This window comes from Fervidicola ferrireducens, from assembly GCF_001562425.1.
GTDB lineage: Bacteria > Bacillota > Thermosediminibacteria > Thermosediminibacterales > Thermosediminibacteraceae > Fervidicola > Fervidicola ferrireducens.
Map to the genome: position 1 here is coordinate 1 of NZ_LOED01000029.1, position 13,667 is coordinate 13,667.

Genomic DNA, 13,667 nt, shown 5'->3' on the forward strand with positions numbered 1-13,667 from the left:
GTGCCTGTAGCGAAAGCTATAAACTCTGGCGAGTTCTCAAGGTAGCGGTGGTGACGCCACTCTCCCCTGAGAAAGTCTTAAGAGACATCTCTGTCCTAAAGGGAGTATTACATTCAGGGCAAGTGGGGAGACCCGGCTAAGGGGCGCGAGTTCCTGCTTCTTGGGGCAGGGGCTATGGGAGTGCTTAAATACCGCCTGCTGGGAATGAGCACTCTCTGAAAGGGCGGAATACAAATAGCCCAGTCTTCTAAACTGGAGAGTTTGCCACAGTTTAGATGACCAGGGACGTATGACTGACTGCGAGAAGAGAGATTTAGTTTTCGGCATAAAAAGGGCAGCGCCCATAGTTTTGGGATATGTGCCTGTCGGTTTTGCACTAGGAGTGCTGGCAGCCAATGCGGGCCTCACTCCCCTTCAGGCCGGCATGATGTCTTTGCTGGTGTACGCGGGGTCTGCCCAGTTTATAGCGGTGAGCATGTTGTCGGCAGCAGCAAGTTACCCTGCTATAATAGCCACCACCTTTTTGGTGAACTTGCGCCATTTGCTGTTCAGCGCTTCTTTGAGCCCTTATTTTAAGGAGATAAGTCGGAAACTCATTCCCTTTATTTCGTTTTTCATCACCGATGAAAGCTTTGCGGTGAGCATCACAGACTTAAGGGAGAGAAATCTATCCTACACTTATCTCCTCGGCCTTTATGTCACCTCTTACCTAAGTTGGGTCTTAAGTACCGTAATGGGGGCAGCTTTTGGCAACTTGATACCTGATACGAAAGCACTGGGCTTTGATTTTGCTCTGCCCGGGATGTTTATGGCACTGCTTTGCATGCAGATAAAAGATATGAAAGCAGCTTTTGCGGCGGTGCTGGCAGGAACCCTTTCCGTACTTTTTCTTTACGTTTTACCTGGCAGCTGGAACGTGATTTTGGCATCGATCATCACGGCAATGATAGGGGTGCTGATGGAAAAGTGAGGATGGATAAAAACTATTTGCTTCTCATTTTGGGAATGGCCTTAGTTACATATCTTCCGCGGCTTATGCCTGCCATGATTTTATCTAAGAGAAACATCCCGGTAGTCTTAGTTAAATTTCTTGAGTTTATACCCGTATCGGTGCTTTCGGCCCTACTTTTTCCGAGCATTTTGGTGGTAGACGATAAGATAAATATAAGCCCGTCTAATACGTTGCTCTTGACGTCTATACTGACTTTCCCCCTAGCTTATAAAATGAGGAATATGTTCTTAACGGTAATTGCGGGCATGAGTATCATTGTCATATTAAACAGAATTTTGTTTTGATGTCAGATGTACAACGTGAATTTTGGGAAGGCGATTTTTTGCCGGTTTATACCAGAGCCATGGGGAAGTCAACCTTACAGGCACCGGCCTTCCTGACAGGTGGCAGCAGCACAGTCCGTAATAGGTTCGATTTTTTCCGCAACCACCGTCCGGCGGCCCTCGTTGTCAAAATCCACCCAGCCCTCCACCGCCACTACCGAACCGGTGTAAATATAAGGTTCGAACAAAGCAAGTTTACCAGGGAAAACGACAAGCTCTACCGAGCCGGTCAGGTCTTCCAAACGAGCAAAGACCATGCGCTTTCCGCTGCGGGTTCTGCCGGACCTGGGGTCAAGCAATATGCCGGCGAGTTTTACATTTTGCCGTTCGGTGATTTCTTCGATTTCAGAAACCGTATGGGTAAAGACTTGCCGTTTTTCCGCCACAAATTCCATCGGGTGGGCCGTTATGTAATAGCCCATCGCCATTACTTCCTGGGTCAGCTTTTGGGAAGGAGTGAAATCTTCGATATCCAATTCTGCTACTATTGCTTGTATGTCCGGGATTTCGTCTATGAGGCAAAGCTGTCTTTCATACGGGGGTTGTTTTTCGGAAAGCAGCCATTTCAAAGATATCAGCAACGCGGACCTCGGTGTGCCGAAAGAATCGAAAGCTCCGGAGAATATGAGAGATTCTAAGACCTTGGCGTTTATAATTTTGCGGTCCACCCTGCGGCAAAAATCGAAGAAGCTTTCAAATGGACCGTCCCGGCGCACTTTTAAAATTTCTTCGATTCCGCGGGGTCCCAGGTTTTTTATGAGGGCAAGGCCGGTCCTGATGGCGCTATCACCTTCGGGGCGAAAACCTGCTGTGCTTTTGTTAATATCAGGTAAAAGAAGTTTTATCCCCCGGCGGCGGGCTTCGCAAAGGTAAAGCTGAAAGTGGGAGGGCGAATCCGAGTAAAGGTTAAAAAGCGATGAAAAGTACTCCAGGGGGAAATGCTCCCTCAGATATACGGTGCGGTAAGCGGTAATGGCGTATGCTACGCTGTGGGACTTGTTAAAGCCGTAATCTCCGAAGGCTGCCAGGGTGTCGAAGATTTCCCTCGCGGCTTTTTCGTCAATACCCCTTTCCGTTGCTCGTTTCAAAAAGCGCGGTTTTTCCGCTTCTATTTCCTCCCTTTTCTTTTTTGCCATGGCCCGGCGCAGCAGATCCGCTTCGCCGGGAGTGTAACCCGCAATGATGCAGGCCGCCTGCATCAACTGCTCCTGGTAGACGAAGACGCCATAACTCTCTTTTAAGACGGGTTCGAGGGCGGGGTGGATGTACGAGACCGGCTTTTTACCTTGGCGGCGCGCTATGAATTCCTCGGCCATACCGCTTTTTAGAGGTCCGGGGCGGTACAAGGCCAAAACGGCTGAGAGGTCTTCGATATTTGCGGGTTTTATCCTTCTCAGCATGTTTCTCATTCCGGATGATTCGAACTGGAAGCACCCGCCGGTGTCTCCCTCGGCAAGGGCGCGGTAAGTGGCTTTGTCGTCTAAGGGAATTTCTTCGGGCCTTAAGCTTCTGCCGTGCCGCTCGTGCACGAGTTTCAGGGTCTCACCGATGACGGTCAAAAACCGGAGGCCCAGAAGGTCTATCTTTACAAGGCCTAATTCCTCCAGGGCGTACATATCGGCCTGGGTTATAATCTCCTCGCCCGAGGCCCGCTGCAGAGGAAGGTATTCCGTGAGGGCTTTGTCGGCTATTACGACTCCGGCGGAGTGCTGGGTTACGTGCCGGGGGAGGCCCTGGAGCTGACGGGCTATTTCGAAGGTGCGGCGGATTTCCTTGTCGCTTTTGACGAGGTTCGAAAAATGGGGGCTTTCTCTTAAAGCTTCCTCCAGGGTCATGTGCGAATAGGGTATTAGAGAACACGCTGCGTCTATTTTTTCGTAATCGAGTTTCAGAGCCCTGCCGGTGTCCCTGAGGGCTGCCCGGGCTTGCAGGGTGGAAAAGGCGCCCACGTGGGCGATGCGCTCGGGTCCGAAGCGGCGCCTTATGTATTCCAGCACTTCTCTCCTCCCTACATGGCAGAGGTCTACATCGATGTCGGGCAAGCTCACCCTTTCCGGATTTAAAAATCTTTCGAAGATGAGGCCGTATTTTATTGGGTCCACGTCGGTTATGCCGAGCACGTAAGATACGAGGCTTCCTGCCGCAGAGCCGCGTCCAACCCCTACGGTAAACCCTTTCTTACGGGCAAAATCCACGATATCCTTGACGATTAAAAAGTAGCCGGAAAAGCCCGTGGTTTTTATGACGGAAAGTTCCATTTCGAGCCTTTTTTCGACCTCTCGTGGCGGTGGGCTGCCGTAGCGCGCAATCATTCCTTCGGTGCAAAGTTCCCTGAGGTATTCGTCGGCACTTTTTCCTTCCGGGAGCGGGATTTCGGGGAGCTTGGTCTGCCCGAGGCTTAATTTTACGTTGCACCTTTCAGCTATGGCTTCGGTATTTTTTAGGGCCTCCGGAATTTCTCGAAAAATGGATTCCATTTCCGCCTGGCTTTTTAGGTAATACTCTTTTCCGGGAAGATGCAAAGCTTGATTCAGCGACGAGAGAGTTTGGACCGCCAGTAAAACCTTGTGAATTGCGGCGTCCGAAGGGTAAAGGTAATGAACGTCGTTGGTGGCCACCGTTTTGATTCCGAGCTTTCGGGCAATGGCATTGAGCCAGAAATTGGCCTTTTTCTCGGAGGAAAGTCCGTGGTACTGAAGTTCAAGGAAAAAGCCGTGGCGGCCGAATATATCTTTATACTCTTTTGCAGCTTCTTCGGCCGCTTTTACTTCGCCTTTAAGGATGAGGCCGGCCACTTCCCCTTTGAGACACCCGCTCAGGGCTATAAGGCCATCGGAATGGGATGCGAGCAGCTCTTTGGATATTCTGGGGCGGTAGTAAAAGCCGTCCAAATGCGAGCGGGTAACCAAAGACAGAAGGTTTTTCAAACCCTCCTGGTCTTCGGCAAGTAACACCAGGTGATAAGGAGTCTCCTTTCCGCGTTTTTGAACCAAGTCTTCCACCACGTAAACTTCACAGCCCAAAATGGGTTTTATTCCCGCGTCGGTGCACAGCTTGTAAAACGGCACCATCCCGTAAAGGCCGCCGTGGTCAGTTAGAGCCAGGGCCGGCATGGAAAGTTCTGAGGCCCTTTTTACCAGCTGGGGGAGACGGCAGAGGCCGTCGAGCATGCTGTATTCCGAGTGGACGTGAAGGTGGCAGAATGGCATGCGCATCATCCCCAAACAAACGTTTGACATATATAATTATATACCCGGTTTTTCTTTTTTAAAACAGGTAATTTTGTGCAGATGTTTTTTGCCCCTTTACGGGAAGAATTTATTATGAGAATGGAAAATTGGAGGTGGAGTGTTGATAAAAGAAGCGGCAGCCGGAATATTGGCGGGTATCTCCTCGGCATTTTTTGCCATGGCGATAAACACGAAATTCGCAAAATACTCGAAAAGGAGTGCGGTGACTTTCGGAGCGCCGGTGGTCGAGGAGATTTTGAAGACGTCGGCGGCGGTGGTTTTGGGAGGGAGTATATTTTTATCGCACCTCATTTTCGGAACGGTGGAAGCCATTTACGATGTGGCAAAAAAGAGCGATAAAAAAGCCGTGGTTGCGGGGATATCGGCGGTTTTGAGCCACACCATCCTCGGGCTTGTCACGGCCTTTGCATCGGAAGTTTTGAAAAACTTGTTTGCCGGAATTTTTGTCGCCTGCATCCTTCACATTGGCTGGAACAGCTGGGTGATGAAGATTTTAAAAAGGTGAAGCCGGAACAGTTAAGTTGTCAGAAGGGGTAATATTTTATATAATAAATACATAGCCTTTTAAAAGGTAAAGTCGCATGTCAAGGTATTTATCAGAAAATTTTAAAATATATCTATAGAAGTAAAGGGAGAAAAGATGGATGTACGAATTTTATCTCGAGAAATGAACGAATTAAAAAGGCTGATCGAAGACCTGAAAGGGGGGCTTTCAGGACTTTTCGCCTATGGCCTTTCGGATTCCCAGCGGGCTTTCCTCATAGCCGCTATCAAGAAGGAAAGCGCAAAACCTGTGCTCGTGGTGACGCCCGACTCGCTGGATGCCCGAAAGTTGACCGACGACCTTATGTATTTTCTCGGCCCGGAAAATGTGGCTATTTTTCCGGCAAGCTCGGTGATACCTTACGAGACGGCGGCTAAAAGTCCCGAATTTACGGCGCGCAGGTTGAGGGTTATGGAGATGTTGCTTGCCGGTAAAAATCCGGTGGTGGTGGCCCCGTTACAGGCCCTGACCAATAAGATGATGCCGCCGGAAATTGTTAAAAAATTCACTATACGGATTGGGGTTGGAGAAACGGTACCGCTCGAGGAAATAACTTTGAAACTTTCGCTAATGGGATACGAAAGGGTGGACATAGTTGAAGGACCCGGTCAGTATGCGGTAAGGGGCGGGATTGTGGATGTATACCCCATGACGGTGGAGAACCCCTATCGCGTGGAATTTTTCGGAGATGAGGTTGATTCCATCCGGGAATTTTCTGTGGAGGATCAGCGCTCTATAGAAAAACTTCAGGAAGTTTTCATTTCTCCTGCAAGGGAAGTGGTGTTCGACAGGGAAACGGCAAAGAGCGCGGCCATAAGCATAGCCCGCGAAATGGAGGAAAGGAAAAAGGCTTTCGAGCTGACGGCCTCTTTTGCCGAAGGCAAAAAGCTTGAGGAAAAGATAAATGAACACATAGAAAAGCTGGAAAATGGAACGCTTTTCGAATCGGCCCAGCTTTATATTTCCCATTTTTACCCGAATCTTTCTTCTATTGTGGATTACTTTTCATCTTCCCCCATTATCATCATGGTGGAGCCGGGGAAGATGGTCGAAAGCGCCAAAACTTCGACTTTTGAAATAGAAGAGACCTACAAAGGGCTCCTGGAGAAGGGAGAAGTCCTGCCGTCGGTTTCGGCGATGTATTATCCGCCTTTTGAGATTTTGGAAAATCTCGCGAAGGCGCGGACCGTTTACATTTCCATGCTTCCCCGGATTCCCAAAGAATTCGACGTAAAAGGGCTTTACTCTTTTCAGTTCCGGGCAGTTGCTTCCTTTCACGGCAAAGCGGACCTTTTGGTCGAAGAAATTAACGACTTGAAGAAAAAAGGATACCGCATTGTGATCCTGTCGGGGACGGGCGAAAGGGGTATTCACTTAAAGAAAGCTCTAGAGGAAAAAGGTCTGGATGCTGTATTTACAGGTTCGCTGGAAGGAGAGCTTTTGCCGGGAAAGGTTGTAATAACACCGGGTTCTGTGGAAAAGGGGTTCCTGATTCCCGAGATAAAGTTTGCCTTAATTTCAGACCTGGATGTTTACGGACGGCCCAAGATAAAGACGAGGAAACCTAAACTGCAGCATAGAGGTAGAAAAGTTCATTCCATAGAAGAACTTTCGGTGGGAGATTACGTCGTGCACGTTTCCCACGGCATAGGCAGGTACCTGGGAATTGAAACGCTGGAGGTAGACGGGCAAAAGAAGGATTACTTTGCTCTCCAGTATGCAGGTGGGGACAAACTCTACGTGCCTACCGATCAGGTGGAAATGCTGCACAAATACGTAAGCCCCGAAGATAAACCTCCGAAGCTGAACAAGTTGGGAAGCGGTGACTGGGCGAAGGCAAAAGCGAAAGTCAAAGAATCGGTAAAGCAAATGGCAAAAGAGCTGCTGGAGCTTTACGCCGCCCGGCAGGCCATGAAGGGCTTTGCATTTTCGCCCGATACGGTATGGCAAAAGGAATTCGAGGATATGTTCCCTTACGAAGAAACACCCGACCAGCTTACGGCTATAGAGGAAGTAAAAAGGGATATGGAAAGCAGTAAATGCATGGATAGGCTTTTGTGCGGGGACGTGGGGTACGGGAAGACCGAAGTTGCCATGAGGGCTGCTTTTAAAGCGGTAATGGACTCGAAACAGGTGGCGGTACTGGTTCCCACCACAATTCTGGCGGAGCAACATTACCGCACCTTTTCCGAAAGATTTGCGCCTTTTCCGGTAAAAATAGAGGTTATAAGCCGGTTTAAATCAAAAGCACAGCAGAAGGCTATTTTGAAAGACTTAAGGGCCGGAGCGATAGACATCATTATTGGCACTCACCGGTTGCTGCAAAAAGACGTGAAATTTAAAGATTTGGGGCTTCTCATTATAGATGAGGAGCAGCGGTTCGGCGTTGCCCACAAGGAAAAATTAAAGCAGTTAAAAAAGAACGTGGACGTGCTGACTTTGACCGCGACGCCGATACCCAGGACGCTGCACATGGCGATGACCGGCATAAGGGACATGAGCATAATCGAGACGCCTCCGGAAAATCGTTATCCGGTTCAGACTTACGTCGTGGAATACAGCGACTCCCTGGTGAGGGACGCCATAATAAGGGAGCTTTCAAGGGGTGGACAGGTCTATTACGTCTACAACGTAGTGAATACCATTTACGAAGAGGCAAAAAGGCTTTCTCAAATTGTGCCCGAAGCTCGGATCGCCGTGGCCCACGGAAAGATGAAGGAAAGCGAGCTGGAGGAGGTGATGATGGACTTTTACGAACACAGATACGACGTCCTGGTATGCACCACCATAATTGAGACTGGGCTCGACATACCCAACGTTAACACCCTTATAGTGATTTCGGCGGACCGGTTTGGCCTTTCCCAGCTTTACCAGCTGAGGGGACGGGTCGGCAGGTCTAGCACCCAGGCCTTCGCATACTTCACTTATCGAAAGGATAAAGCGCTGAGTGAAACGGCTGAAAAGCGGTTGGCCGCCATAAGAGATTTTACGGAATTCGGCGCGGGCTTTAAAATCGCCCTGAGGGACCTGGAGATACGCGGTGCAGGCAACATCCTCGGCGCTGAACAGCACGGTCACATGATGGCAGTGGGGTACGACCTTTACTGCAAGCTCCTTGCGGAGGCGGTCCGGGAACTCAAAGGTGAACCGGAAAAAGAAGAAATTCAGCCCGTTATTGACCTGAAGCTCAGCGCCTATATCCCGGACGATTATATTAGCAACGCCGCCCAAAAGATAGACGTATACCGGCGGGTTGCAGCGGTGGAGAGCCTGGCAGAGGCCGATGACTTAGAGGAGGAAATAGAAGACCGGTTCGGCGATTTGCCCGAGCCTGCCCGGAATTTACTGGCGGTGGCCCGCCTTAGGGTGCTGGCGAAGAGATTGAAGCTTTCGAGCATAATCCAGCTGACCGATCTCGTCGTTTTCAAGTTTCAGTCGGCCGGTGTTTTTTCACACGAGCAGTTTTCAGCTTTAAAAGAAGCTTTCAAAAGTAAGGTTACGTTTCAGGGCACGACCGTTCCCTCTTTTATCTTCAAGGTTAGAAACCTGGAAGGTCACAAGTTGTTATTTAAAATCGAGGGTGTGTTAAAGGAGATGGTGGAATTTCTACAACTTCCCTCTAATGAATAAAATAGGTTGCGGGGTTGTATACTATCTTTGAGAAAAATCTTTCTTTCGAAATTAAGGAGGGAAAACATTGAAGGCAACAGGAATTGTGCGACGTATTGATGAGTTGGGGCGAGTCGTGATTCCGAAGGAAATCAGGCGAACCCTGAGAATCCGAGAAGGGGACCCTCTTGAGATATTTACCGACCGTGAAGGAGAAGTTATTTTAAAGAAATATTCGCCTATCGGAGAACTTGCGGACTTTGCAAAAGAATACGTGGAAGCCCTCCATGATTCCTTGGGTCATATCGCATGCATATCCGACAGGGATTCGATAATCGCGGTGTCCGGAACTCCGAAAAAAGAGCTGCTCGATAAGTCCATAAGTTCCGATATCGAAGCCATTTTAGAAGAGAGAAAGACGGTTCTCATTAAGAAGACAAGTGAGAAGGAATACGTGAAGATAACGGCTGATGAAGAAGAGGGGAAAATAAAATACACCAGCCAGGTGATAGTCCCCATAATAGCCGATGGCGACCCCATAGGAGCCGTGATTCTTCTCTCGAAAGATCCTAACGTTTCCATGGGAGAATTGGAGCTAAAAGTGGCGGAAACCGCGGCGGGTTTCTTTTCAAGGCAGATGAATATATCCTGACAAAAAAACTAGCAGCTTTTTTGCTGCTAGTTTTTTTATGCCCTGGGGCCGAAAGTTTCAAGCTCGGGCATCTCGTGAGAAAACTTTTTAAAATTATCCACAAAACTCCGGGCGAGTTTAATAGCGGTATCGTCGTAAGATTTTTTATCATACCAGGTGTTTTTGGGATTGAGAATTTCGGAAGGAACCCCGGGGCAGCTCTTGGGTATCATAAGGCCGAATACGGGGTCCTTTTCAAACTCGACTCCGGAAAGCTTTCCTTCTATAGCACTCTTAACCATGGCGCGGGTGTAATTTAGGTCTATCCTTCGGCCGATGCCGTACGGACCTCCGGTCCAGCCGGTGTTTACCAGATATACTTCGGTGCCGTGTTTTTTGATTTTTTCGCCGAGGAGCTTGGCGTAAACGATTGGGGAAAGGGGAAGAAATGGTGCGCCGAAGCAGGCGGAGAAAGTCGCTTGAGGTTCGGTGATTCCCCGCTCCGTGCCAGCCAATTTGCTGGTATAGCCGGATATGAAATAATACATGGCCTGTTCGAAAGAAAGTTTTGCTATCGGCGGCAGCACGCCGAAGGCATCGGCGGTGAGGAAGATTATCGTGCGGGGGTGCCCTCCCGTTCCCGGAATGACCGCGCCCGGTATGAAATCGACGGGATAGGCCGCGCGGGTATTTTCGGTGATGGCATCGCTTTTATAGTCGGGTTCTCGGGTGGTTTCGTCATACACCACGTTTTCCAGCACCGCGCCGAATTTAATGGCATCGTATATTTGAGGCTCTTTTTCCCTGGACAGGTTTATGCATTTTGCGTAACAGCCGCCTTCGAAATTAAAAATGCCTTCGTTTGACCATCCGTGTTCATCATCGCCGATGAGAAGCCTTTCCGGGTCTGCCGAAAGCGTGGTCTTGCCGGTTCCCGACAGGCCGAAAAACAGCGCAGTTGAACCATCGCGGCCCTTATTGGCAGAACAGTGCATGGAAAGGACTCCCGCCTTGGGCATGAGGTAGTTCAGCACTGTAAAAACCGATTTTTTGATTTCCCCCGAATAGAGGGTGCCGCCGATTAAAACCAACTTTTCCTCCAAACTGATGATTATAAAAGCTTCGGAGTTGGTGCCGTCGACCTCGGGTTGGGCTTTAAATCCGGGGGCGGCAATTACGGTGATTTCGGGCCAAAAATCCTTAAGTTCCTTTTCGGAACCTCTTATGAAGAGCTGCCGGGCAAAGAGATTCTGGTGGGCATATTCGTTTATCACGCGCAAAGGGATTCGAAAGTTGCTGTGTGCCCCGACGAAGCCGTCGAAAACGTAAAGTTCCCGGTTCTGCAGGTAGGAAGTCATGCGGCGAAAGAGAGCCTCAAATTTCGAGCGGGGGAAACGTTTATTGTTGCTCCACCATATTTCATCTGCAACTTCGGAGTCTTCCACTATGAACTTGTCGTCAGGGGAACGGCCGGTGTATTTTCCGGTATGGACTATTAAAGCTCCGCTACTGGCGAGGACGCCTTCCCCTCTTTTCAATGCGTGTTCTATTAGCGATGGCACCGGCAAATTAAAATGAACCTTCCCGGGGTTTGTTAAACCCAGTGATTTTAAGTGTTTCATTATTTGAAGGCCCCCTATGTATAATGATATAACTTTTTCCTTTTTATGATATACGGTTACTTTGTATACAATATTATAGTATAATATATAATCGCGTTTGGCAAGAAAAATTCTTCGACAAGTCGCAAATATTGCAAGAGAAAGGCAAATAGAATATAATTAAGGGTCGTAGATACTTGAGAAAAAAGGGAAAGGCGGGGGTCACTTTTGACCGAAAGGCAGAATTCTTTTTTAAAAGGAGCCATGGTACTTACGGCGGCCGGATTTCTGGTAAAGATACTCGGAGCAGTATACAGGATTCCCCTTGCCATGATGATAAAGGAAGAGGGCATGGGCCTTTATCAAATGGCTTATCCCATTTACGTTACATTGCTGGCAGTTTCTACCGCTGGCCTTCCCACCGCCATATCGAAGATGGTGGCCGGAGAAGTGGCGGTGAAAAGATACCGCAACGCTTACAGAGTTTTTAAAGTGTCCCTGATGGTCCTGACCTTGGTGGGTGCTTTACTTACTTTATTTTTGATGTTAAACGCACGATTTCTGGCGGAAAAGGTCCTGGGAAATCCAAAGGCCTTTTACCCTTTGCTCAGCATTTCCCCTGCTATTTTTTTCGTATCAGTGATGTCCTGCTTTCGTGGTTTTTTTCAGGGGTTGCAGGATATGACCCCTTCTGCTCTATCTCAGGTGGTTGAACAGCTGGGGCGGGTTATATCGGTATTTTTGCTGGCGACCGTTCTCCTTCCCCGCGGCGTAGAATATGCGGCTGCCGGAGCGGCTTTCGGACCAGTGGTGGGTTCGGTGGCGGGATTACTGGTGCTGGTGGCCGTCTACAGCAGGAAGAAGGCCAGCCTCTTTGGTTCTTTTGAAGAAGCCTCGAATTCCCGGGTTGAAAATCCGTTAAAAATAGCATGGCAGCTTTTTGCTTTTGCGGTGCCCATAACGTTGGGAGGCCTTATCGTACCCGTCATGAACCTGGCCGATGCGGCGATAGTAACGAGAAGGCTTCAAGACGCGGGTTTTTCGATGGTAAGGGCCACGGAACTTTACGGCCAGCTCACCGGGATGGCCGCACCTATTATAAATCTGCCGGCGGTGATGACCATGAGCATCGCCGCAAGTCTCGTGCCGGCGATATCTGAAGCCATGGCTCTGAAAAATGGGCAGCTGGTGGCTCAAAGGGCCGAGACCGGCATAAGGGTGACGCTGATGTTTGCGTTGCCGGCGGCGGTGGGATTATACGTGCTGGCCGAGCCGGTGTGCGCCCTCCTTTACAAAAGCCCCGAGGCCGGCATTCCGCTTTCGATTTTATCCTGGGGCATAATATTTTTGGCTCTCCAGCAGACCACGACCGGCCTTCTCCAGGGAATCGGAAAAACCATGGTGCCTGTCAAAAATTTAGCTTTTGGAGCGGTTTTTAAAGTGGCCATAAATTATACTTTAACTGCACTGCCAATTATAAACATAAAAGGTGCGGCCATGGGCACCGTGGCTGGCTACCTTATAGCATCGCTTTTGAATTTTATATCCGCCTTGAAATACACCGGCATGACTTTGCACCTCAAGAGCATGGTCCTGAAACCTGCGGTTGCGGCGGCGGCAATGGGACTTTTCGTTCATCAATTTTATAATTTTGCCACTGCGGCCGGATACGGCAACGGCATTGCCACCCTGGGCTCGGTGGGCGTGGGCGTTTTCGTGTATGCGGCTGTACTTTTGGCTATAGGAGGAGTGGGAGAGGAAGAGCTAAGCCTGCTGCCGGGAGGAACGCGGTTAATCGGCTGGTTGAAAGGGATTAATTTTAGAAGGAGGTGATTGGTACGTCCGGCTATTCCATTCGGGATCTTGTGGATATAATGGCCAGGCTGAGAGGGGAAAACGGCTGCCCCTGGGACAAGGCCCAGACCCCGGAGACGCTCAAACCATTTTTGCTGGAAGAAGCCTACGAGGTTATGGATGCCATAGACAGCGGTGACCCGAAAGAGCTGTCGGAAGAACTGGGAGACCTTCTGTTGCAGATAGTTTTCTTATCGAGGATTGGCGAAGAAAAGGGAGAATTTAAATTTGATGATGTTGTTAACATCATTTGCGAGAAGATGATTCGCCGCCATCCCCATATTTTCGGCGAAAAGAGGCTGGAAAGCGCCGAAGAAGTGCTGAAACACTGGGAAGAGATAAAAAAAGAAGAAAAAGAGGTAAAATCTTATGCGGAAACAATGGACAAGATACCCGAGTCCTTTCCGGCGCTGATGAGAGCTTACAAAGTTCAGGAGAAAGCCGCGAGAGTGGGCTTTGATTGGGAAAACGTGGATGGAGCTCTGGAAAAGGTGTACGAAGAGCTCAATGAGCTGAAAGAAGTATATAAAGGCGATGATAGAGGCAAAATAATGGAAGAGATAGGAGACCTTTTCTTCGCGATGGTAAATGTGGCGAGGTTTCTCGGCGTGAACCCGGAATTGGCCTTAAGGGAAGCTACGAATAAGTTTATCCGCCGGTTTAAATATGTCGAAGAAACATCGTCAAAAATGGGCAAAAAATTACAGGAAATGACATTAGAAGACATGGACAGACTCTGGGACGAAGGGAAAATACAAGAAAAAAAGTTATAAATTACCTTGAGACAAGAAGGATTTTGGCCTTTCGCGGAGAATAGACTAATTATGATAAAAGGTTTTAAA

The 13,667-nt window shown here is 49.0% G+C and carries 9 protein-coding genes; 7 read left to right on the forward strand and 2 right to left on the reverse strand.

The genetic code is table 11. The features are described 5' to 3' along the window. The first annotated feature begins 289 nt into the window (after positions 1-289). The gene (locus tag AN618_RS09735) at positions 290-970 is read left to right on the forward strand and encodes an AzlC family ABC transporter permease (RefSeq protein WP_066354439.1); all 681 of its coding nucleotides are present in this window, start codon (positions 290-292) and stop codon (positions 968-970) included. A 2-nt stretch (positions 971-972) separates the two neighbouring features. Then, positions 973-1,296 (forward strand): AzlD domain-containing protein, encoded by a 324-nt coding sequence (locus AN618_RS09740; protein ID WP_222926463.1) that lies wholly within the window; start codon positions 973-975, stop codon positions 1,294-1,296. A gap of 74 nt (positions 1,297-1,370) precedes the next feature. Here the strand turns inward: AN618_RS09740 and dnaE are convergent, their stop codons facing one another. After that, positions 1,371-4,544 (reverse strand): DNA polymerase III subunit alpha, encoded by a 3,174-nt coding sequence (gene dnaE, locus AN618_RS09745; protein WP_066354443.1) that lies wholly within the window; start codon positions 4,542-4,544, stop codon positions 1,371-1,373. A 142-nt stretch (positions 4,545-4,686) separates the two neighbouring features. On the opposite strand from dnaE, the gene AN618_RS09750 reads away from it, so the two are divergent. The 3 genes from AN618_RS09750 (at position 4,687) to spoVT (ending at position 9,391) form a co-directional block, all read left to right on the forward strand. Then, the gene (locus tag AN618_RS09750; RefSeq protein WP_066354448.1) at positions 4,687-5,091 is read left to right on the forward strand and encodes a hypothetical protein; all 405 of its coding nucleotides are present in this window, start codon (positions 4,687-4,689) and stop codon (positions 5,089-5,091) included. A gap of 162 nt (positions 5,092-5,253) precedes the next feature. Beyond that, a complete protein-coding gene (gene mfd / locus AN618_RS09755) occupies positions 5,254-8,760 on the forward strand; it encodes a transcription-repair coupling factor (protein WP_245628479.1) in 3,507 nt (1,168 codons plus the stop codon). A gap of 67 nt (positions 8,761-8,827) precedes the next feature. Further along, positions 8,828-9,391: a stage V sporulation protein T gene (gene spoVT, locus AN618_RS09760; protein ID WP_066354451.1), complete on the forward strand. Its 564-nt coding sequence runs from the start codon at positions 8,828-8,830 to the stop codon at positions 9,389-9,391. 35 nt (positions 9,392-9,426) lie between these two features. Here spoVT and pckA read toward each other — a convergent pair whose 3' ends face one another. Continuing rightward, a complete protein-coding gene (gene pckA, locus AN618_RS09765) occupies positions 9,427-10,992 on the reverse strand; it encodes a phosphoenolpyruvate carboxykinase (ATP) (protein WP_066354452.1) in 1,566 nt (521 codons plus the stop codon). Between the two features lie 207 nt (positions 10,993-11,199). On the opposite strand from pckA, the gene AN618_RS09770 reads away from it, so the two are divergent. After that, a complete protein-coding gene (locus AN618_RS09770) occupies positions 11,200-12,804 on the forward strand; it encodes a putative polysaccharide biosynthesis protein (protein WP_066354453.1) in 1,605 nt (534 codons plus the stop codon). Beyond that, positions 12,801-13,598, forward strand: a complete 798-nt coding sequence (gene mazG, locus AN618_RS09775; RefSeq protein ID WP_281176835.1) for a nucleoside triphosphate pyrophosphohydrolase — start codon at positions 12,801-12,803, stop codon at positions 13,596-13,598. Before AN618_RS09770 ends, mazG begins: the two co-directional genes overlap by 4 nt. Positions 13,599-13,667 lie beyond the last annotated feature (69 nt).

What these genes read in the sequence shown, in the direction of transcription:
- dnaE (WP_066354443.1), bottom strand. Translation starts at nt 4,544, where the DNA reads ATGCCATTCTGCCACCTTCACGTCCACTCGGAATACAGCATGCTCGAC.
- AN618_RS09740 (WP_222926463.1), top strand. Translation starts at nt 973, where the DNA reads ATGGATAAAAACTATTTGCTTCTCATTTTGGGAATGGCCTTAGTTACA.
- AN618_RS09735 (WP_066354439.1), top strand. Translation starts at nt 290, where the DNA reads ATGACTGACTGCGAGAAGAGAGATTTAGTTTTCGGCATAAAAAGGGCA.
- mfd (WP_245628479.1), top strand. Translation starts at nt 5,254, where the DNA reads ATGAACGAATTAAAAAGGCTGATCGAAGACCTGAAAGGGGGGCTTTCA.
- pckA (WP_066354452.1), bottom strand. Translation starts at nt 10,992, where the DNA reads ATGAAACACTTAAAATCACTGGGTTTAACAAACCCCGGGAAGGTTCAT.